This window comes from Marisediminitalea lipolytica (assembly GCF_001758465.1).
GTDB lineage: Bacteria > Pseudomonadota > Gammaproteobacteria > Enterobacterales > Alteromonadaceae > Alteromonas > Alteromonas lipolytica.
This window is the reverse complement of the sequence record NZ_MJIC01000011.1, coordinates 56655-79044: the sequence shown is the minus strand read 5'-3', so window position 1 is coordinate 79044 and position 22390 is coordinate 56655. Positions and strand designations below refer to the sequence as shown.

Here is a 22390-nt window from a genome sequence, read left to right as displayed (position 1 = left end):
TAACGGTCCCAAAAGCAGTATTCTTTCGGTGCTGAAAAGCATTGTGCAGGAGGTTAACCAGATACCACGGTTAACCGATGCTTTGTTTCGTCTTGCTGAACGGGTTAAACAGACCATGGGTGTTGACTCATGTTCTATTTACCTGGCCGATTACACCAGCCGCGCCTTTGTTTTAAAAGCAACCGATGGTCTGGCCCCTGATGCGGTGGAAATCGTTAAGATTGGCTTTTCCGAAGGGCTTATCGGGCTGGTGGGCCAGCGCGAAGAACCGCTCAATATTGAAGATGCACCTAATCACCCCCGATTTAAGCACTACCCGGAAGTAAAAGAAGAGCGCTATCACGCGTTTTTGGGCACGCCCATTATTCATCAGCGTAAAGTGCTTGGTGTTATCACCATGCAGCAAAGCGCCCAGCGTAAATTCAGCGAAGACGAAGAAGCGTTTCTGGTGACCCTGGCTGCGCAAATTGCGCTGGAAATATCACATGCTGAAACTCGCGGGGCACTTAACCCAATCGCGGGTATGTATGCAGTTAATATTCAGAAAAACGTCAGGGGTGTGCCCGGCTCTCCCGGTCTGGCAATGGGCGTTGGTTATTCTCCCCATGCTGCCTACACGCTGGCTACCTGGATTGTCAAACAGTCCGACAAGACCCAGCAGGAAATCGAGTATTACCGCAAAGGCGTAGAGATTACCCGCACCCAGGTAGAGGTTTTATCGCAGCGACTGGAAGGGCAGGTGCCCGACGACGTCAGAGCGATTTTTCAGCTCTATCATCAGCTACTCGATGCCAACAGTCTTGGTCGCGAAGTCGAAACTAAAATTCGTGAAGGCTGGGACGCAGCTTCGTCCCTCAAGCTGGTGGTCGAAGCCTATGCTGCCCGCTTTGAAGCCATGGATGACCCCTATATGCAGGAGCGGGCAATCGACATTGTAGACCTGTCCAACCGTATTCTGGTGAATATTCTGCAGGTCATTAGCGGTAAAGATGAGTCGGTAAGTGCTCTGCCTAATCAAGCCAGTATTCTGGTTGCCGAGGAAGTCTCCGCCCCCATGCTGGCCGAATTCCCGAAGGAACACCTGGCCGGTATCATTTCCATTCGAGGCTCTAATAATTCTCACGCCGCTATTCTGGCTCGAGCCATGGGCGTACCGGCGGTAATGGGCTGTCAGAATGTGTCGCCTACGCTGCTGGAGAAAAAAGAAATCCTGCTCGACGGCTATGCCGGTGAAGTCATCGTTTCTCCGGAGAAGGTCATCAAAGCTGAATTCAGCCAGCTTATTGAAGAAGAAAAACTGTTATCGGAGCGTATCGATAAAGAAGCCGATAAGCCCTGTGAAAGTGAAGATGGCTGCACTATCAGTCTGCTGGTGAATGCCGGTTTGTCCGCTGAAGTAGAAACCGCAGTGCAGTCGGGTAAAGTCGGAATTGGCCTTTACCGCACCGAAATTCCATTTATGATGCGTGAGCGTTTTCCCTCTGAGAGCGAACAGGTTGAGCTGTATCGTAATGTTTTACTCAGTTCTCCCGATCGTGACATCGCTATGCGTACACTGGATGTGGGCGGCGATAAGCCGTTGCCTTATTTCCCTATTACCGAGGAAAACCCGTTTTTGGGCTGGCGCGGTATTCGTCTGACGCTGGACCATCCGGAAATCTTTCTGGTGCAAATTCGTGCCATGCTTCGAGCCAGTATCGGGCTTAAAAACCTCAGTATTATGTTACCCATGATCTCCAGTGTTGGGGAAGTAAATGAAGCACGGCGGCTGGTGGAACAGGCCTATTTTGAGGTCGACGAGGAAGCCCGGGCTAAAGGAGAACAACTGCATCGCCCGCGTTTAGGCATTATGCTGGAGGTGCCATCGGTATTGTATCAGTTGCCTCAGCTGGCTAAAAAAGTCGATTTCTTTTCGGTGGGCAGTAACGATTTAACCCAGTATTTGCTTGCCGTGGATCGCAACAACACCCGGGTCGCCAGCTTGTATAACAGTTATCACCCTGCGGTATTATCGGCACTGTATGATATCGCCCGGCAAGCGGATCAATATAACGTACCGGTGTCGGTTTGTGGCGAAATTGCCGGAGAGCCCGGCGGCGCGATTTTATTGATGGGCATGGGGTATCGCAAACTCAGTATGAATGCGTTTAACCTGCGTAAAATTAACTGGGTAGTGCGCAACGTAAAACTCACTGAGGCGCAGTCGTTACTTTCCTGTGCATTAACCTCAGACAGTTACGAAGAAGTCTTTAATCACATTAATCTCTATCTGGAAAGCAAGGGACTTGGCGGATTAGTCCGCGCCGGTTCTTAATTTCACCGTATCCTTACCTCACTCGAACCGCGACTTATGGTATGCTTGCGGTCTGTATTTTCAGGGAGAACAAGATTGGATCCTCTGCTTCTCATTTTCTTGTGCTGTATGGCGCTTGGTATGCTGACCGGCACGCTCGCAGGCATGCTGGGTATTGGTGGCGGTCTGATCATCGTACCGGTATTGTCAGCTTTACTGACTTCAGTGGCGGGTATCAGCCATGAACTCGCCATGCCAATGGCTATCGCTACTTCGCTGTTTACTATTATCGTTACCGGATTTTTCTCTGCTAAGGCGCATTACTCCTTGGGGAATATTGTACCCAAAGTGATTCTGTGGAGCGGAATGGGCATAGCCGTTGGCGCGGTTACCGGTGCTCAGCTGGCCAGTATGCTGCCGGCCGATATTCTGACCCAGGTGTTTGCAGGCCTGGTCATACTGATTGCCGCGCAAATGGTGTTTGGCAAACGGGCTGCCTCAAAGCATCATCACACCCCGGCTATTCTGGTTGTGGTGGGGGCAGTAGTGGGCGCGATTTCTGCGTTGATGGGGATAGGCGGCGGAGCACTGCTAGTGCCTGCACTGGTGTGGTTTCAGGTGCCGATTCGTCAGGCCATTGGCTGCGCCGCGGTTAGCGGACTGGTTATTGCGTTGTTTGGCACAGGCAGTTTTATTCATGCCGGCTGGCACTTGTCAGAGTTACCGCCCTGGTCAATAGGGTATGTTTACTTACCAGCAGGATTTGGCATTATGGCAACCTCCATATTTACTGCTGGCTTTGGTGCCCGGTTAGGGCAAAATATGCCAACCGAATTACTTAAGAAGATTTTAGCGGCTTTGCTGGTCCTGGTCAGTATCCGCATGATAATAGGAATGAATTAATTCATGGGTGAAACAGACTACCTGGTATTTCCCAATATCGACCCTGTGATTGTCAGCCTCGGCCCGTTGAGTGTGCGTTGGTATGGCATGATGTATCTGCTAGGTTTTATGGCAGCTTATCTGCTGGCTAAAAAGCGTTTGCCAAGCACCCCATGGAACCGCGACCAACTCAGTGACTTATTGTTTTGGGGCTTTGTCGGTGTGATCATTGGTGGCCGTCTGGGTTATGTGTTCTTTTATCAGTGGAGCATGTTTGTCGACGACCCAACCTATTTATTTAAAATATGGACCGGCGGGATGTCTTTCCACGGCGGTTTATTAGGTGTGATTGGCGCTATGGCCTGGCAGGCAAAGCGCTTAAATGCCAGTTTTTTACAGGTGGCAGACTTTATTGCGCCACTGGTGCCAATTGGCCTGGGAGCGGGGCGAATCGGCAACTTCCTGAATGCCGAACTGTGGGGCCGGACAACCGATGTGCCCTGGGCGATTATCTTTCCCGGCGCAGGCCCGGATCCCCGCCATCCGTCTCAGCTTTATGAATTTGCCCTTGAAGGGGTAGTGCTGTTTATTATCCTGTGGCTGTATTCTGCCCGTCCACGCCCAACCGGTGCGGTAGGCGGGTTATTCCTGGCCGGTTATGGCGTGTTCCGGTTTATTGTAGAGTTTTTCCGAGAGCCAGACGCACATATCGGTTTATACCAGGTTGGCCTGAGTCAGGGGCAGCTATTGTGTATCCCAATGATCCTGGGTGGCCTGGGTCTTATGGTCTACGCCTACAAGAAAAACACAGTTAACACGACTTCACAGAACAACACGGTAAAGAGTTAAACTCAGTATGAAAGAGTATTTAGCGTTAATGCGCCACATTCGTGATAATGGCGTGAAAAAAGAAGACCGCACTGGTACAGGTACAATAAGCGTATTTGGCTATCAGATGCGGTTTGACCTGAGTGAAGGGTTTCCGCTGGTTACCACTAAAAAGTGTCATTTGCGCTCAATTATTCACGAGCTACTGTGGTTTCTTAAAGGCGAAACCAACATTGCCTATCTTAAAGAAAATGGTGTGTCGATTTGGGACGAGTGGGCAACAGAAGATGGCGAGCTTGGGCCGGTTTATGGTCATCAATGGCGCAGCTGGACTGGTGCCGATGGTGAGACAGTAGATCAAATCAGTGCGCTGATTGCTGAGATCAAAAAGAATCCTGACTCGCGACGCCTGATTGTTAGTGCCTGGAACCCTTCGGTGTTACCCGATCCGACCATGTCACCCAAAGAGAATGCGGCCCACGGTAAGCAAGCGTTGCCACCGTGCCATACCCTATTCCAGTTTTATGTACTGGACGGTAAATTATCCTGTCAGTTGTACCAGCGTAGTGGTGATGTCTTCCTTGGTGTTCCATTTAATATTGCCAGCTATGCTTTACTGACCCTGATGGTTGCCCAGGTTTGTGACCTCGCTCCGGGGGAATTTATTCATACTCTGGGCGATGCTCATCTTTATGTTAATCATCTGGAACAAACCGAACTACAATTAAGCCGTGAGCCATTTGCAAGGCCAACCATGCGCATTAACCCCGAGGTGAAAGACATCTTTGGTTTCCGTTACGAAGACTTCACGCTGGAGAACTATCAGTCTCATCCTCATATTAAAGCGCCGGTGGCTATTTAAGGCAGGCTATGAGTAAAACCAATGTGTTAATTTGTGATGACTCGGCATTTGCCAGAAAGCAAATGGCCAGATCCATTCCGGATGGCTGGGATGTCGAGCTGCATTTTGCCAAGGATGGTCGTGAAGCTATCGACATGATTAACGCCGGCAAAGGCGATGTGATGTTTCTCGACCTCAACATGCCGGTAATGGATGGTTACGCCACCATGGAAGTGATCCGTCGCGACGATTTACCTTGTCTGGTGATTACGGTTTCCGGCGATGTACAGCCTGAGGCCCGCAACCGCATGCTGGCCATGGGCGCATTGGACTTTATTCGTAAACCCATTGATAACCAGAAGCTAATCACCCTGTTAAAACAATACGGGATTTATACCGGCGATGCCAAAGCTGTGCAGCGCAGGCAACAAAACCTTATTACAGGCGCCAGTGAGAGCGACAAACTGGATGCTTACCGGGAGCTGGTGAATGTTGCTATGGGACGGGCTGGCGAAAACCTGGCGCGCCAGTTAGGCGAATTTATCGACTTGCCTATTCCTAATGTAAATGTAATAGAAAACAACGAATTACATATGGCCTTTGCAGAGGTGAACCGCAACGAAAGCGTCTCTGCCGTATCCAAGGGGTTTGTTAGTGCCGGCATAAACGGTGAAGCGCTGGTTATTTTTAATGACACGGATTTTGATAAAATTATCACCTTGCTGAATTACGATCAGTTGTCTACTGCACCAGCCCAGCTCGAAGCTTTAATGGATATCTCTAACCTGCTGATCGGGGCTTGCCTTAATGCCCTTTCCGAGCAGCTGAACGTGAGCTTTAGCCACTCATCTCCGATTATTCTTGGGCGCAATCGTGCGCTGGAGAGTTTGCTGTCGAACACCAAACAACGCTGGGATAAAATTATGGCGGTGGAAATTGGCTACGGCATTAAAGAGCGCGGCATTCAGTTTGAGTTGTTGCTGTTATTTCCGGACACGTCCATGGAGCGTATATACTCCCGTCTGGTAGAGAGTGAGGAATGAGGCTGTGAATACTACTGACGTAATGGAAGAACTAAGCCGCCAGCATTGGTTACATGACTTATTAAGCTCTCTGGAAGTGGGGATCGTGGTGCTTGACCGCCACTTTAAGGTGGAAGTGTGGAACCAGTTTATGGAAAACCACAGTAACCTGCGTCCCAGCCAGATTATTGGCCAGTCACTGCTTGATCACTTCCCGGAAATTGACGCTGACTGGTTAGCGCTGAAAGCCCAGCCAGTGTTTAATCTAAAGACCCCGGTTTTTCTAATCTGGGAACAGCGACCTTACCTGTTTAAATTCGGCTGCAACCGCCCGGTGACGTCTGAGCTGGATTTTATGTACCAGAACGTCACCCTGTTTCCACTATCATCACTAACCGGCAATATCGAGCGGTTATGTATGCTGGTTTATGATGTGACCGATCAGGCTAGCAGCCAGCTTAATATCGAGAAACTCAATAACCAGCTTACCGCAATGAGTCGTATTGACGGTCTCACCCAATTGTTTAACCGGCGTTACTGGCAGGAGCGTTTTCAGAGCCTGTACCGGCTGGCCAAACGTCGTGACTCATCCAATACCGCAATGATGCTGGATATTGACCACTTTAAGTCGGTCAATGATACCTATGGTCATCAGGCTGGCGATAAAGTCATCCAGGCTCTGGCGCAGATCATTAAACAACAGGTACGGGAAACCGATTTAGCTGGTCGTTATGGCGGCGAAGAGTTTGCGGTAATACTTAGCGATGCTCCGGCAGAAGGCGCGCTCAAAGTGGCTGAACGGATCCGCAAGGTGGCAGAAGCAACCGAAGTCACTCACGAGGGGCAAACTATCCGCTTTACCGTTAGCCTCGGCCTGGCTGAATTCTCCGGTCGTTATCAAAACGAAATGCAGTGGCTGGACATTGCCGACCAGGCGCTTTATGAAGCCAAACAAAACGGTCGTAACCAGGCAGTGCTGCGTGAGCTTTAAGGCTCACGCTGTTTAATCCCGGGTGAGCGTTTGGCCTTTTTCAATGGCTGTGATCTGGTGTCGAAGCCGATACAATATGTAAAGACTGGGTATAACCATCACCGCAGTAATAATGAAAAACAGCGCCCAGTTGCCCCCCAGATAGTCTACTAAAATGCCACTTGAGGATGCCAGCAAGGTGCGGCTGGCGACGCTGAGTGATGCCATCAGGGCATATTGGGTGGCCGAAAATGCCCGGTTACACAGCAACGATATAAAGGCCACCATCGCCACGGTACTCCAGGCCGAGGTAAAACCATCCAGAATGATTGTGACGACAAACCAACCTTTGTGGGGCCCGATTTCGGCCATCCAGGCAAACATCAGGTTGCTTGCAGCCATCGCTGTACCGGCAATAAGTAAGCCGCGAAAAATGCCGTAGCGAATATTTACCAATCCGCCAATCACCGAAAAGACAATGGTGACCCACCAGTTGAGTAATTTGGAGTAAGTGCCAATTTCGCTGTTGCTGAATCCCAGCTCCTTGTAGAAAACGATACTCATACGTCCAAGGAAGGCTTCTCCAATTTTAAATAAGAAAATAAACAATAAAATTTGCAGTGCCAGCCGGGCGCCGTTACGGCTGAAAAATTCCCGAAAAGGCTCTACCAGACTGACCAGTAACCAGCGGGTTAGCTTATTAACCACGCTGTTGCCGCTAACGGCGAGCGATTGGTAGTGTGCTGAAGCCTGGGCAAGTAATGCTTCACGATTAACTACCGGCTCTTTGGCAACCACCAGGGTAACCAGTAAGCACAGAGACATGATGCCGCCCAGTAGCAGGTAGATTTGCTGCCAGTCCCAGCCGGGTAAATCGGCAATTAAAAACGGAATCGCGCCCAGTCCGCCGTAGCCTGTCCACCAGCCTGCGGTAGCCAGGGATGAGGCTGCTGACATGGTGTCGGTTTCATGCTGGGCAATGGTGTCGATGCGAAAGGCATCAATGGCAATATCCTGTGTGGCAGAGCTTATAGCAATAAACAGCCCGCACAGCGCTATCTGATAAAGGGATGTCTGGGCATCCAGCGTAGACATCCAGATGCAGCAGCCGACGATTAATATTTGCATCTGGGCTATCCAGCCACGGCGTTGCCCCAACAGCAAAGGCCTTACTCTGTCGAGCAGCGGAGCCCATAAAAAGTTAATCGAATACACCGCGAAAATAGCGCCAAATAAACCAATAGCAGAACGAGACAGTGATTCGTCTTTTAACCAGGCTGACAGCACAGAGCCAATCATGACCCATGGAAAACCACTGGCTATGCCAAACACAAAGATACTGAACAATCGCTTATCGCGGAAACTGGTAAGGGAGGTAAGCACTCAAACGCTCTATGACACACAGAATGATAGTCTTATTGGATCATGGAAAGCCCTGACCTGCAAGTAAAAGTCAGTTTAAAGCCCGCTACTGTATTGCGTTAGGAATTAAGGACGAATACCTATACAGTCCATAGGATAAAGCGACTCGCCTTTTAAAAACGCAACACAGTGGTCGAGCTCTTCGCGTAGGATTTCGTCATTGATTAGCTGCTCTTCGCGCCAATAGTGTATTTGGTGTAAAAGGTGCCAGAAGACCCTTTCTTTGTGCGAGCCAGGCTCTAAGTCACCACAGCGGTAAACTGACCACTCCTCCAGTGTATCCCAGAAAAAATAATTGAGCTCCTGATAGTCCAGGCTACCCTGCCAAAACGCCCGCAGATAAAAGCATAACTGACGGGACTTTTCCTCCACAAACTCACTGATACTCACGCTGGCAGCTCATAAAATAAACATAGACAAAGTATAGTCGAAATTCAGGATGTCACTGTCTGATTGCACAAAATTCGATAAGTAACATCACACGCCTGTATGGCTCGTTATACCTTATGAATACTTGGCTGAAGGAGAATTGGCAGTCTTATTTTAAGGCCCTGTAGCCGGTCACCGGCGTCGTCAGAAAAAATACTGAACCAACAAAGAGTTTTGCGAGAAATGGGCGTTGCCCCCTGAATTGTTACCAGCCCAGATAGCGCAGCCAGCTGTATATTTCGGTGCCCAGCCAGGCGCTGCCGGGGCGGGGTAAACGGTCACCAGCACCGCCATAACTTTGCTGAGCTGTAAACGAACGTTGACGATAAAGTTGTTTTAAACTCACTGCTACGGCTTTTCTGCGTTTATCAACCGTGGCGGATTGCCACTGACTTAAAGTGGGCAGGCTGATATCCAGCACCGGATAACCACTTTGAGCGAGCATATCAGCCAGGGCATTGTTTTGCGTGCGAGCGGGCCAGAAGGCACCGACGCTGACCAGGGTATCCGGCGGATTGAGCAAGCTATTATGCAGGGCATCAAGCAGCACTGCTGCGGTCATCCCTTCGGCGACCACAAAAGTATATCCCTTATACTGATTGGCATGGCTATAGGCGGCATTGATCAAACCGATAATCTGTAAACGGTAGGCATCATAGTCTACCGGGGCAGTAAGTAAATTCGCGATAGGTTTATCGCTGGCAGGGGGCGGTGTTTGGGTTGCTTGTGCCTGAGTAAAGTCGGTGGGAATAAGCAATGTCCGCCAGCCCTTTTCAGCTAGCGAGTCGCCCAATACCAAGCCGGTATCGAGGTTAACAGACTGCGATTGCAGCGATACCAGAATAATTGCTGTGCCCCGCGCCAGCGGGAGCTGAGGCTGAATTTCAAGTGCGGGAATTTGCTGGTCAGCCACGGTCAGACTGAGTAAATCTTCATCGTGAAAATAATACGAAAAATCATCCAGCGTTAATGCCTGTGCGCAATACGCCTGTCCCAGCAGCAGGCAGGTAAATACGACATTTCTGGCAATGTATAAGCTCTGGCGCATAGGAAAGCTAAGCAAATCTGTAAGTACACTAATAGTAGTTTATCGGCCGGCGCGATAAAAAATTAAGCGCCGGTGGTATCTTCGGTAAAGGGAGGCGGACAAAAGTCTGAGAAGGGTAACGGTGCGCTAAAATTCAGCCTGTCTCCACTGACGGGATGGGTAAAACATAAGGATTGCGCATGCAACTGCAGGCGCGGTGCGCTGGCAATAACCGTTGGCGAACCGTACAGGCGATCACCCAGAATGGGATGACCAAGCGCCAGCATATGCACCCTTAGCTGATGCGAGCGTCCGGTAACCGGCGTGAGGGCAATTAGGGCTTCGGTTGGCAGTTGTTGAACTACCTGATAATGGGTCAGGGCGGGTTTACCGGCGTCAAAATCGACTTTTTGTTTGGGACGGTTTGGCCAGTCGCAAATCAGTGGTAAATCTATCGAACCGGCGGTCTTTTCCGGGGTTCCTGCAACCCGGGCATAATAGCGCTTGGCGGTCTGGCGCAGTTCGAACTGGCGGGATAGCTGGCGGTGGCTGTCTTTATGCTGTGCTACCACCATCACACCGGAAGTGGCCATATCCAGTCGATGAACAATACGAGCCTGCGGGAAAACCCGCTGTAATCTGGCGATCAGCGAATCCCGGTGTTCCGGGGCTTTCCCCGGCACACTCAATAAACCACTGGGCTTGTTGATCACAATGACATCATCATCGTAGTACAACAAACTCAGGTAGGGCGACAGCGGTGGCTGATAAACAAACTCTGGATTAGCACTCATAGGTCAGGGATTGTTAACCAGCACTCGCACGGCATCAAGTTGTACATCACTCTGCTGTATCACCTTGGTCAGTGCGGCCATCTGAATTTCGATAAACTCAATTTCGCTGTCACGAATGGCCGGATTCTGCTTTTGCAGGTCTTTGAGTCGCTGTACCTCAGCCCCTAAGGTGGTTTGCATAGCGTTCATGGCTTCACTTAATATCCGGTTCGCCTGCTGGTGAGCAAGATCGCGGGCATGTTGTAAATGCTGCTGCAACTGCGGCGTCAGCGCCTGCACCAGTTGGGTGGCAATTTTTCTGCCCAGTGGCCGGTGCGCAGAGGTATCGATATCGGAAGACTGACTTTTCGCATCCAGACACAATCTAACCGGCGTTGGCGGCAGGAATCGCTCCAGTTGCAAAGCAGCGGGTGCCTTGGCGGATAAAACAAACAAGGTTTCCAGGTAATAGGCCCCTTTCGGCTGAGTGGTATCTGCCACAAAGCCCACACTACTTTTACCGTAAATATCGGTCAGCACCATTTCCATGGCGTGATGAATTAATGGGTGATCCCAGGTCAGGAAGTGTACGTTTTCCAGCGTGGTTGCAGTGCGGCGGCGATAGGTTACCGTCATACCTTCCGGATCAAGGCCCGGCAGGTGGCCAATCATGGATTCGGTGGGGCGCAGAATAAAGCAGTCCTGGCCTTTTTCTTCCTGCTGGATACCAATGGCATCAAATAAGCGGCCGGCAAACTTTGGCAGATCCGAAGCACTGTCCTGAGCGACAATTTGCTCAAGCAACGTGTCTATGCGACCCACGCCCGCCGCATTAAGCTCGAGTAATTTATCCCGGCCGGCATCCAGGCGCGCTTTTAACTCAGTGTTAAGTTGGTGACTTTGGGTGATGAGCTCCTGCTGGAGTTCGTTGTCAAACGGCGTCAGGCAGTTCATCACCAGTGTTTCCTGCACCGATTCAAATACTTTACCGCCAGTCGGGCAGGTTTGTTCGAAGGCGTTGAGCCCTTCGTGGTACCACTTGAGTAATACGGCCTGAGCGGACTCTTCTATTACCGGAACATGGATCTGAATATTCTGCGTTTGACCAATCCGGTCCAGACGGCCTATCCGTTGCTCCAGTAAATCCGGTGTCAGTGGTAAGTCGAACAATACCAGGTGGTGCGCAAACTGGAAGTTACGGCCTTCACTGCCTATCTCGCTACACAGCAAAATTTGCGCGCCATCTTCCGGATCGGCAAAGTAGTGGGCGGCTTTATCCCGCTCAACAATACTCATGCCCTCGTGGAATACCGCCTGGCGAATGCCGGTACGCACCCGGATCACTTCTGCCAGCTGTTGTGCGGTTGCAGCGCTGGCACAAATCAGCAACACTTTGTCTGGCTTAATTTCCGGGAGTAAATTAAGCAACCAGGCTACCCGCGGATCGGCATCAAGCCACAGTTTTTCCAGGGCGGGCTGGCGCTCCGGATACAGGGCTTCATTCAATGAGGTAACGTCGTCATTGTCGTAAAGCTCAGGTTTGGGCAACGGATACGCATGTAAATGGCGCGACGGGAAACCTTCAATGGCGGCGCGGCGGTTACGGAAAAGCAGGCGGCCGGTGCCGTGACAGTCGATAAGCTGATGCAAAATAGCATTGCGATTTTCATCGGAGCTTAAGTCATCAAACTGGGCCAAGATTTCTGGTGCCAGATTATTCAGCTGACTGATTTGCTCTGTACTTAATTCACCACCATCAATCAAAGGCTCAACGGCTTCAGCCAGAGCTGAGTACTGTGATTCCTCTTCCAGAAAAGCGGTATAGTCGTAAAAACGGGCCGGGTCGAGCAGACGTAGTCGCGCAAAGTGGCTTTCGTGACCCAACTGGTCCGGCGTAGCGGTAAGCAGCAGTACCCCCGGCGTTGCTTCTGCCAGTTTTTCGATGGTCTGATATTCCTGCGAAGGCGCATCTGCCGACCAGGCCAGGTGATGAGCTTCATCCACCACCAGTAAATCCCAGGAGGTTTCCTGAATTTGTTGCTGGCGCTTAGGGTGGCTGGTCAGCCAGTTAAGGCCACACAAAATAAGTTGGTCGTTATCAAAGGGGTTATCGCTTTCATCCTCAAGGGCGACGCAGCGGCTTTCGTCATAAATCGCAAAGGCCAGGTTAACCCGGCGCAGCATTTCTACCAGCCATTGATGCAGAAGTGTGTCTGGCACTACGATTAACACGCGCGAGGCTCTGCCGGTAAGAATTTGCTGGTGGATGATCAGCGCTGCTTCAATGGTTTTTCCTAAGCCTACTTCGTCGGCTAATAGTACCCGTGGCGCATAACGACGGCCCACTTCTGAAGCGATATGCAGCTGATGCGGAATTAGCTCAATACGAGCCCCAACCAGACCTATGGTGTCTGAGCGGGCGTGAGCGTGTTCACTGGCAAAAGAGGCGTAACGCAGATCAAACCACTTGGGATGATCAAACTGGTAGTTAAATAAGCGCTTTTCGGGCTGATTCAGACGAATATGATGGTCAAGATGGGGTTCGGCCAGCGTAGTTGCCTGCTTGGTGTCTTCGCGCACACCATGATAAATCAGCACGCCCTGTTGTTCGGTTATCGACTCGACACATAAGCTCCAGCCTTCCTGCGACTTAACCATGTCGCCTTCGGCAAAGGTCAGGCGGGTTAATGGGGCGTCTGTTTTAGTATAGATCCGGCTTTCTTCGGTGGCCGGATACAAGACTTCTATTGAGCGGAAATCCACGCGAATAATTGCGCCTAATCCAAGATCTGTTTCGGTGTTGCTCAGCCAGCGCTGGCCGATGGCAAATTGTGTGTCGGTACTCATTTTAACTACTCCGCGATAACCGGGGGGCGTATTGTACTGATCCCCACCATAGCTGTCTTGCTCAATATAGCAATCAGAGCAGATCTTGTCGTAATTGCGCGCTTAAATTCAGTGCAACCAAATTAATTTGTCTAAATGACGCAAAAAAAAGTGAATAGTTGGGAAAACTGGATTATGGTGGAGTTAATGGTCGATGTGATGCGGAGTGTCAGTCGGCTGGTAACTCCGTATACATCGGCTCGTTATAGCACGTCGACAATCAGACGAGCTTGGTCATGTTCATTGGAGTAACGGATGCCAAGAAAAAGCAATGCAGACACCAGAATATACGTCCTCGACACCAATATCCTGCTACACGAACCCCTCGCTTTCCTCTCTTTCAAAGAAAATGATGTCGTAGTACCCATGACGGTACTGGAAGAGCTTGATTACATTAAAGACAGCAAAAAAGATGTCGCCCGTGATGCCCGGGTATGTATCCGCGCCATGGAAGATTTACTGCGCGATGCGACGCCGGAAGAAATGCTGGCCGGTGTACCCCTGAGTGGGTTTGGTGCCGGTGAAAACCGCCCCACTGGTTCGTTGTCAATTTACGCTGATTTGAATATGAATGAGTCACAGCAGATATTTGCCAGTGACGAAAACGATAACCGCATCATCAATGTTGCATTGCATTTGCAAACCATGTTTGCTTCACAGGAAGTGGTACTGGTAACCAAAGATATCAACATGCGGCTAAAGGCAAAAGGTGCCGGACTCGCTCATGTTGAGGATTACCGTACTGACCAGCTGATTTCTGATATTAAGTACCTGTCTAAAGGTTACCATCAGTTTGAAGGGGATTTTTGGGAACGGGTTAAATCCGTCGACAGTCGTTCTGAAGGGCGCGATACCATTCACACCGTACCGCGATCTTTATTACCCGAGGCCTACGTAAACGAATTCCTGCTTGATGACAGTAAGCAATTTGCTGGTTTGGTTGAGTCCATGGACAGCGACCACATGGAGATCCTCGATTTGGGCTATGACCGCCTGATGTCGCGTCATGCCTGGGGTATAAATCCGAAAAATATCGGCCAGGCCATGGCCTTGCATTCGCTGCTCGACCCGCACATTGATTTGGTTATCCTGACCGGCCCGGCTGGTAGCGGGAAAACCTTGTTAGCGCTGGCCGCTGCGCTGGAAATGGTCGTTGAACGTAACATGTACGATAAGATTATCGTTACCCGTAATACCCCGGAAATTGCCGAATCCATCGGTTTCCTGCCGGGGACGGAAGAAGAGAAAATGGCCCCGTGGCTGGCCGCGATTACCGATTCACTGGAAGTGCTGCATAAACACGACGAGAACACGAAAGGCTCCATGAGCTACATTATGGAAAAAGCCAATATTCAGTTTAAGTCGGTTAACTTTATGCGTGGCCGGAGCATTCAGAATTCCATTGTTATTCTGGATGAGTCACAAAACCTCACGGCATCTCAGCTTAAAACCATTATTACCCGCTGTGGTGAAGGCACTAAGCTGATTTGTAGTGGTAACCTGGCGCAGATTGACAGTAACTACCTGAGTGCTGTTACCTCGGGCTTAACCTATCTGGTTGAGAAATTTAAAGACTTCTCCGGCAGTTCTACGATTAACCTGGATGGTGTGGTGCGCTCCCGTCTGGCAGATTTTGCCGAACATCATCTGTAAGCAAAAGCCTGTCCTCGCAATCCTTTCCCGGGGTTGCGGGGCTACCTTTAAGATACTATCAGTCTGCTGAGCTTCGCCAGGCAAACAGCTTTCACTCATCTTTGGGTTTACTGCTGTTGTGCCATGGCTGGCGGGATCACTTCCAGAGTATATTGTTTAGAAGCGAGGCCAAGTCTGGTGCTGTCGCTTATTTCCCCAAGTTTCATTTGGGCTGGTCCGGTGGGGTCCAGCAAAATATAGGGCACGCCTTCAATCATTAACGTGGTGTCTTTGGTCAGTGGTGTCATGGCAATGGCCAGTAACGCGTGCTTGTTAAGTAGCACCAGTCGCATGGCATTACCGGGCAAAAATGCGCGGATAAGTGCGGCAGTAAGTACTGACTTACTATCGCAGTCACCGACATTCTGATTAAGTATCGCCAAAGGCGGTGAAAAACCCGAGCCATTGCTGGACACCCGGTTGGTTAGTTCATCGTAAGGAATGCTTTGGGCCCAACTTAGTAACAGATTTAAGTACGAGCGGGCGTTGGATTGTTCGTCGACAATTTCGTACAGCGCCTGGGCCAAAGGTATCAGCGGAAGCGTACTTTCCTGGATGTAGCGCACATGATTAGGCTTTATCGCTTTTTCCAGCATCGGCGTTTTGTAATGCTGAAAATAACGCGCTGCAAGATAGCTGTCGAGGGCTTCTCCCTGGGTGTTTTTTAACTCATCGGTAAGCTGTTCTAACAGTGCTTTGTCTTTTCCTGTTAGCACAAATTCCAGTGAATCATGACGATTGATCAGCTTAAATCTGGCAACTCGGGGGTCTATTTCGCGGGCTGCCTTAAGCAGCTCTATTTCCACTGCTCTGAGTGCCAGTGCCGAATTATAGTTAATTTGTTGTACGGGCAGCGACTGGGTATTTTCTTTGGGCAGTACAAAAGCAATTTTGCGTGGGTTATTGTCGTGGTCGAGCCAGGCATATTCATAGCGAGCTCCATCTGCTTGGGATGTGCGGCGGTACAGCGTTTGTTCTGCAGCTACACTGCTACAAAACAAACACAGGCAGAAACAATATAAAAGGCTTCTCATTACGCATACACTTGCTGTCACAATCAGGTTAAGTGTAGCGTAAATTTACCGCCATAGCAGAAGTTATGCCGTAGTCCCTGGTTCGAACCAGTTTAACTGTTTGTGCAAGCTAACTACGCCGCCCACAATAATCAGTGCTGGTGGCGCTATTTCGCCTAACTGAGGGTGAGAGGGCATGTCAGCTAATGTACCGGTAATCACTTTTTGTTGATGGGTAGTTGCCGACTGTACCAGGGCAATCGGAGTGGTTGGCGCTAAACCGTGTTTCACCAACTGCTCGCAAATAATCGGTAAGCCGGTCAGGCCCATATAAAATACCGCGGTTTGGTTAGGCTGAGCCAGCGACGGCCAGTTAAGATCAATACTGTTGTCTTTTAAGTGTCCGGTAGCAAAAACGACCGACTGGGCATGGTCCCGATGAGTAAGGGGGATTCCGGCGTAACTGCCGGCACCCGCTGCTGCGGTAATGCCAGGCACCACCTGAAAGGAAATCCCTTCTTCAATAAGACGCTGAATTTCTTCACCGCCCCGGCCAAAAATAAACGGATCGCCGCCCTTAAGGCGTACCACACGATTACCTTCTTTGGCGTATTTAACCAACAGCTGATTAATATCGTCCTGGGGCACAGTGTGAACACTCTTTGCCTTACCAACATAGACTTTTTCGGCATCGCGACGAACCAGCTCCAGAATTTGCGGGGACACTAATCTGTCGTACACCACTACATCCGCTTTTTGCATTAAGCGTAAGGCTCTGAAGGTAAGTAAGTCCGGATCACCCGGTCCCGCGCCCACCAGATAAACCTGACCTTCAGTTTGTTTATTTTCAATCGCGGCTGACAATGCCGCATCAAATTTCTCGATGGCGCGTTGTTCATTACCCTGAGTGACTTCTTCAGCGATATCGCCATCCAGTACCGATTCCCAAAAGTAACGACGGGCCGTTACCGAAGCCAGACTGGATTTAACTTTGTTACGGAAGCGTTCTGAAAACGCGCCTAATTTACTCACGTTCGCCGGAATTAATGACTCCAGCTTCTGCCGCATATAGCGCAATAAAACTGGCGCATGACCTCCACTGCTCATGGCCACAACGATGGGCGAACGATCAATAATAGAAGGAGTGATAAAGCCACATAGTGGTGTGTTGTCCACCACATTCACTAACAACTGTCGTTTGGTCGCTTCGGCGTGAATGGTGGCATTCAGGGCTTCGTCGCTGGTGGCAACAAAAACCACTCTGACGTTATTTAAATCTGCTGATTCAAAGGGGCGCTGGTGCAGGGTTACCTGTGGGGAAGCCGCCAGATGTTGTACGGTACCGCAAACATCCGGGGCAACAACAGTGACCTGTGCCTCACTCTTTAACAAAAGTTCGAGCTTACGCGCGGCCACTTCACCGGCCCCAACAATAAGACAGGGCAGGTTTTGAGTATCAATAAATAACGGAAAATAGCGCATAGTAAACTCTCAATAGTGTTGATAGCTGCTAGTGTGCCTCGTTATTCATATTGTTCAAACGAATAAAAAAGAATTTTTTAGACGCTTATGTTATTTACTGCGAGGCTTACCTTTACCATAACCCGGGCCTTTACCTTTGCTCTTCGCTGGTGGCTTATCAGACCATTCACGAATTGACAGGCGTTGACCCGCTACACGAGTGCCTTGCAGGGTTTGTCGGGTCTCAGCCGGCATACCTTCAGGTAAGTCTACGGTACTGAAATTGTCATAAATTTCGATAGCGCCGATATGCTTGCTGTCGATTCCGGCTTCGTTGGCAATGGCGCCTACGATATTACCCGGTTTAACGCCGTGCACATGACCCACTTCAATACGGAAACGTTGTTTACCTTCATCGGGACGACGACTTTCACGAGGCGATTTACGGCGCGCATCGCGGCCTTTGCCACCGTCGCGTTCGCGGCGTCCGTTATTCTCAAAGCTACGCTCGCGCGATGGTTTGGTGTGTAAATCAGGGCGGTCAGATTCTTTCAATAACAGTGGTTCATCGCCCTGGGCGATTTTAACCAGTGCAGCCAGTAATACTTCCGGACTCGCTTCGATTTCTTCGCGTAGCATATCCACAATCGGCATCAGGTTTTCAAGATTGTCATCTTTAGTGGCCTCAGACACGCTTTGCTTAAAGTTTGTCAGTCGCGTTTCATTCAGCTCAGAGATCGATGGGATCGGCATTGCTTCGATTGATTGGCGGGTGGCACGTTCGATCGACTGCAGCATGCGTTTTTCGCGGTGCGAAATAAACAAAATTGCATCACCGGTTCTACCCGCACGGCCTGTACGACCGATACGGTGAACGTAACTTTCGGTATCGTAAGGTACATCAAAGTTAATCACGTGACTTACGCGCTCAACGTCCAGACCCCGGGCAACTACGTCGGTAGCAACCAGAATATCAATTTTGCCCTGCTTAAGGCGATCAACCGTACGTTCACGGGCTGACTGAGGAATATCACCGTTAAGTGGTTCTACGTCGTACCCACGGGCAGCCAGTTTTTCTGATAATTCCAGGGTTGCCGTTTTAGTACGCACAAAAATGATCATGCCATCAAACGGCTCAACTTCCATGATCCGGGTCAGCGCTTCCAGCTTGTGATGGCCGGCGACCTGACAGTAACGCTGGCGAATGGTACTGGCGGTGCTTACCTTTGACTCAATTTTTACATGCTTGGGCTGGTTAAGGTAACGTTCGGTTATTTTCTTAATCGGCGCAGGCATAGTGGCCGAGAATAAAGCCGTTTGACGCTCTTCTGGCGCGTGGCTAAGAATAAGCTCTACGTCATCGATAAAGCCCATGCGCAACATTTCATCTGCTTCGTCCAGCACCAGAAATTTCAGTTGGTCCAGTTTTAGCGTGCCACGCTTAATATGGTCAATTACCCGTCCTGGTGTACCTACAACCACTTGTACGCCGCGTTTCAGCTGACGAATTTGATTATCATATGACTGACCACCGTAAACAGGCAGTACGCGAATTTTTTTCGAGAAGCTGGCATAAGCCTGGAAAGCTTCTGCAACCTGAATCGCCAGCTCACGGGTTGGTGCCAGTACCAGCAGTTGAGGATAATTGCCCTCAACGTCCAGATTTGCCAGCATAGGTAAAGCGAAGGCAGCGGTTTTACCGGTACCGGTTTGTGCCTGACCTAACAGATCGTGTCCTTCCAGCAACAGCGGGATGCTTTCCGCTTGAATTGGTGAAGGTTTCTCGTAGCCAACTTTCTCTAAGGCTTGTAAGATAGGCTGTGGAAGATTAAGGTCTGTGAAGGTCAGTTCGACATTTGTGGTCATTAAATTATGGATCCTGGATAACTCGGACGGGGCATAGCAGAAAAGCCAGCTGATTATTAAAACGCTATTATAGGCCAATAGTAGGGTTGTTACCACGCTTGTATTGTTATTAGTCGCTGGAACAATATGGAAAGTTAAAAAAACATTTGCAAGGTACGCTTTATGAACAAAAAGTCGTTTAACCGTAATGCTATTCTGGGCGCACTGTTATTGGGTATGACCAGCCTTTCGCTAACAGGCTGTGGACAGAAAACCAGCGAAGAGCATGTGCTTGCCGCGCGTCAGTTTGTTGAAGCTAACGATAACAAGTCAGCCATTATCGAATACAAGAGCGCTATTCAAAAAGATCCCCGTGATGCCACGGCTCGTTTTGAACTGGGTAAGCTGTATATCGATCAGGGCAATTATGCCGCTGCCGAAAAAGAACTGAACCGGGCACTGGACCTTGGCTATAACGTTAGCCAGGTTGTTCCGCTTATCAGCCTGGCCTACAAAGAAACTAATTCAGAAGTCGCACTGTCAGAAATTGACCATAACGTTGATGGTTTAACGTCAGTAGAGCGTGCTGAAGTGACCTATTACAAGCTTGAAGCGCTGCTACGACTGGAGAAAAAAGGCGAAGCTCGCATTTTGCTTGATGAAATCGCGCAGATTGACAGTAGCAGTGTGTATAAAGGTTTGTCGCTGGCGCTGGGCTACGTGCTGGAAGAAGATATCGAAACTGCCCTTGCTGAAGTAAATAAACTCCACGAACAGGCACCTTTAAACAAAGAGGTGCTGATTCAGCAAGCCCGTCTTAACATGTTTATGCGTAACGTCGACGAGGCCATTGAGGCATATCAGGCTTATCTGGAAGTCGAACCAGACGATATTGAAACCAAGTTTCTGTTGAGTTCTATCCTGATGGATACCAAGCGCTTTGACGAGGCAGAGCCGATAGTCGATGAACTGCTTAAGCTGAGTGCTGATAACGGGTTGCTGAACCGATACAAAGGGGTAATTAAAGCCCGCGATGGTAAATTTGCCGAGTCGCTTAAATACCTGGAAACAGCAATCCAGAGCGGCCAGAACGATCCGCTGGTACGTTTGCTGGCTGGGTTTAGCGCCTATCAGTTACATAACTACGAAGTTACCACCCGTCATCTGTCGATGATTGCCACGGATTTACCGCCTTCTCATCCTGGTTTGAGAATGTTGGCAGACAGTCTGCTGCATCTGGGTAAAAACGAAGAAGCCACCGATGTGCTGGCAAAAGTGGATGGCGAAGTCGAAAACGATGCTCTGTTGTTTTCCAAAGCAGGCTATCAGTTACTAAAAGAAGGCAACGTGGTAGATGCCAGGGCGATGATTGATAAATCCGTGCCTATTGCCACAACCTCCGAAGATTTAACCCGTCTTGGGGTGCTGCAACTTTCTATCAATGACGCCGAGGGTCTGGTAAATCTGGAAGCGGCGGTAGAGCGTTCACCGGAATTAAGTATTGGCCAACAAACCCTGGCTAATGCTTACACGGCTACCGGTCAGTATGACAAAGCCCTGGAAGTGGCAGACAACTGGCAACAGAACGAGCCTGATAATGTCGGTCCCTGGCTGGTAAGGGGGCAGGTGTATATTGCGCAGAAAGACTATGATGCTGCTGCTAAGGCAATCAGCGCGGCGGAAGCTCTGGATAGCAAAAATATTCCGGCAAAACTGCAGCGTGTATCATTAGCCATGATTAACCAGCAGCCAGAACAGGCGCTGGCCGCAGTTAATGATGCATTAAAAATTGATGCAACGGATCAGACTGCGCTGGCTTTACTCTACATTGTACAAAGTCAGCTGGGTAATCCCGGTGCAGCCATCGATTACATGAAAGGCGTGGTCAGTCGTAATCCTAACAACAATGTGCCCAAAATCGTGCTGTCACGGGTTTATCTCGGCGAGCGAAAAATCGATGAAGGGGTAGCATTAATTGAACAGGTAGCGGTTAACGACTCGACCCCGGATATCTTCTGGGATACCAAAGGGCGTTTGTTACTGGCAGCCATTAAGGTTGATGAAGCTAAAGCACATTACCAGAGCTGGCTGGACAAACAGCCTAACAGCAAGCCCGCGGTAATGGGTATGGCCATGATCCTGGATCTGGAAGGTAAGTTTGATACCGGTGCAACACTGCTGGGAGAGTTTTTAGAAAAACGTCCCGACCGCCAGGTTAGCATCGTGAGAGCGTATTTTCTGTCGATGTTACGACAAATCCCCGAAACCGAAGCTATTCTGAATACGTTGAGCAAAGAGCAGCGTGAGATCCCTTATGTTAAAGGTATCACCGCGCGTCTGCAGCTTTATCGTAATCAGCCAGAACAGGCGCTTCCTAACGCTGAAGCTGCTTACCAGGCAATCCCCAATATTCGTAATCTGCTGCTGGTTATGGCGGCTTACGAAATGACCGGAAAGGCCGATGCTGCTCTAGCGGTGGTGACAGATTTTCTTGAGAAAAATCCAACTAACACTCAGGCGCTGTTACTTCAGGCAGAGCGCCTTATCTCCCGGGATCGTGCCGCGGCGATTGATGTGTATCGTGATTTGGTGAAGTTGCAGCCTGATAATGCGATAGCGCTCAACAATCTGGCGTTCCTGGAACAGGAAGAGGGATTACTGGATGCTGCCGAAGAACATGCGCGCAGTGCTTTTGAAATCGTGTCTAACTCGCCTGAAGTTGCCGATACGCTGGCGCAGATTCTGATTGATAAGGACGATCTCGAAGAAGCCAAAGCCATCTATGAGCAGGCCATGACAGGCCCGGTTAATAGTGATGAGGTTTTCCTAAACTATGTTGAACTGTTGCTAAAAATGGATTTTAAACCCCTGGCAGAACGCCGCCTGGCGTCCCGCACCTTTGAGTCAGCAGAGTCCAAAGCTCGTGTTGCCGAACTCAAACAGCAGTACAGCCTTTAAACCTGGCTTTTAAACTCTGACTTTTAAACTAAAGTGGCGATGCGGGGA

16 protein-coding genes are annotated in these 22390 nt (G+C 49.8%); 8 read left to right on the top strand and 8 right to left on the bottom strand.

The genetic code is table 11. The features are described 5' to 3' along the window. The first annotated feature begins 19 nt into the window (after nucleotides 1-19). From ptsP to BFC17_RS10160, 6 genes are all read left to right on the top strand, one after another. Nucleotides 20-2314, top strand: coding sequence for a phosphoenolpyruvate--protein phosphotransferase (gene ptsP / locus BFC17_RS10185; protein WP_070176409.1), 2295 nt, complete (start codon nucleotides 20-22; stop codon nucleotides 2312-2314). A gap of 75 nt (nucleotides 2315-2389) precedes the next feature. After that, nucleotides 2390-3196, top strand: a complete 807-nt coding sequence (locus BFC17_RS10180) for a sulfite exporter TauE/SafE family protein (protein WP_070176376.1) — start codon at nucleotides 2390-2392, stop codon at nucleotides 3194-3196. A 3-nt stretch (nucleotides 3197-3199) separates the two neighbouring features. Next, a complete protein-coding gene (gene lgt / locus BFC17_RS10175) occupies nucleotides 3200-4024 on the top strand; it encodes a prolipoprotein diacylglyceryl transferase (RefSeq protein WP_070176375.1) in 825 nt (274 codons plus the stop codon). Nucleotides 4025-4031: 7 nt separating this feature from the next. Further along, nucleotides 4032-4865 carry a thymidylate synthase gene (locus BFC17_RS10170; RefSeq protein WP_070176374.1) on the top strand — a complete coding sequence of 278 codons (834 nt, stop codon included), beginning with the start codon at nucleotides 4032-4034 and terminating at the stop codon, nucleotides 4863-4865. Nucleotides 4866-4873: 8 nt separating this feature from the next. Continuing rightward, a complete protein-coding gene (locus tag BFC17_RS10165) occupies nucleotides 4874-5887 on the top strand; it encodes a response regulator (RefSeq protein WP_070176373.1) in 1014 nt (337 codons plus the stop codon). A 22-nt stretch (nucleotides 5888-5909) separates the two neighbouring features. Further along, nucleotides 5910-6857: a GGDEF domain-containing protein gene (locus BFC17_RS10160; protein ID WP_070176372.1), complete on the top strand. Its 948-nt coding sequence runs from the start codon at nucleotides 5910-5912 to the stop codon at nucleotides 6855-6857. 12 nt (nucleotides 6858-6869) lie between these two features. On the opposite strand, the gene BFC17_RS10155 is transcribed toward BFC17_RS10160, so the two are convergent. From BFC17_RS10155 to rapA, 5 genes are all read right to left on the bottom strand, one after another. Then, entirely contained in the window at nucleotides 6870-8219 is a 1350-nt protein-coding gene (locus BFC17_RS10155) for an AmpG family muropeptide MFS transporter (RefSeq protein WP_070176371.1), read from the bottom strand. 105 nt (nucleotides 8220-8324) lie between these two features. Then, complete coding sequence (locus tag BFC17_RS10150) at nucleotides 8325-8648, bottom strand: hypothetical protein (RefSeq protein ID WP_070176370.1); 324 nt, start codon at nucleotides 8646-8648, stop codon at nucleotides 8325-8327. 244 nt (nucleotides 8649-8892) lie between these two features. After that, entirely contained in the window at nucleotides 8893-9735 is an 843-nt protein-coding gene (locus BFC17_RS10145; RefSeq protein WP_070176369.1) for a DUF3530 family protein, read from the bottom strand. 62 nt (nucleotides 9736-9797) lie between these two features. Next, nucleotides 9798-10508 (bottom strand): bifunctional tRNA pseudouridine(32) synthase/23S rRNA pseudouridine(746) synthase RluA, encoded by a 711-nt coding sequence (gene rluA / locus BFC17_RS10140; RefSeq protein ID WP_070176368.1) that lies wholly within the window; start codon nucleotides 10506-10508, stop codon nucleotides 9798-9800. 3 nt (nucleotides 10509-10511) lie between these two features. After that, on the bottom strand, nucleotides 10512-13334 hold the full coding sequence (gene rapA, locus BFC17_RS10135; protein WP_070176367.1) for an RNA polymerase-associated protein RapA: 2823 nt from the start codon (nucleotides 13332-13334) through the stop codon (nucleotides 10512-10514). A gap of 294 nt (nucleotides 13335-13628) precedes the next feature. Here rapA and BFC17_RS10130 point away from each other — a divergent pair, with 294 nt between their 5' ends. Further along, nucleotides 13629-15026 carry a PhoH family protein gene (locus BFC17_RS10130; RefSeq protein WP_070176366.1) on the top strand — a complete coding sequence of 466 codons (1398 nt, stop codon included), beginning with the start codon at nucleotides 13629-13631 and terminating at the stop codon, nucleotides 15024-15026. 107 nt (nucleotides 15027-15133) lie between these two features. Here the strand turns inward: BFC17_RS10130 and BFC17_RS10125 are convergent, their stop codons facing one another. The 3 genes from BFC17_RS10125 to BFC17_RS10115 form a co-directional block, all read right to left on the bottom strand. Continuing rightward, entirely contained in the window at nucleotides 15134-16099 is a 966-nt protein-coding gene (locus tag BFC17_RS10125; protein ID WP_070176365.1) for a hypothetical protein, read from the bottom strand. 63 nt (nucleotides 16100-16162) lie between these two features. Beyond that, nucleotides 16163-17560, bottom strand: coding sequence for a siroheme synthase CysG (gene cysG, locus BFC17_RS10120; RefSeq protein WP_070176364.1), 1398 nt, complete (start codon nucleotides 17558-17560; stop codon nucleotides 16163-16165). A gap of 90 nt (nucleotides 17561-17650) precedes the next feature. After that, nucleotides 17651-19405, bottom strand: coding sequence for a DEAD/DEAH box helicase (locus tag BFC17_RS10115; protein WP_070176363.1), 1755 nt, complete (start codon nucleotides 19403-19405; stop codon nucleotides 17651-17653). A 162-nt stretch (nucleotides 19406-19567) separates the two neighbouring features. Between BFC17_RS10115 and prsT the strand changes: the two genes are divergently transcribed. After that, the gene (prsT, locus tag BFC17_RS10110) at nucleotides 19568-22342 is read left to right on the top strand and encodes an XrtA/PEP-CTERM system TPR-repeat protein PrsT (RefSeq protein WP_070176362.1); all 2775 of its coding nucleotides are present in this window, start codon (nucleotides 19568-19570) and stop codon (nucleotides 22340-22342) included. Nucleotides 22343-22390 lie beyond the last annotated feature (48 nt).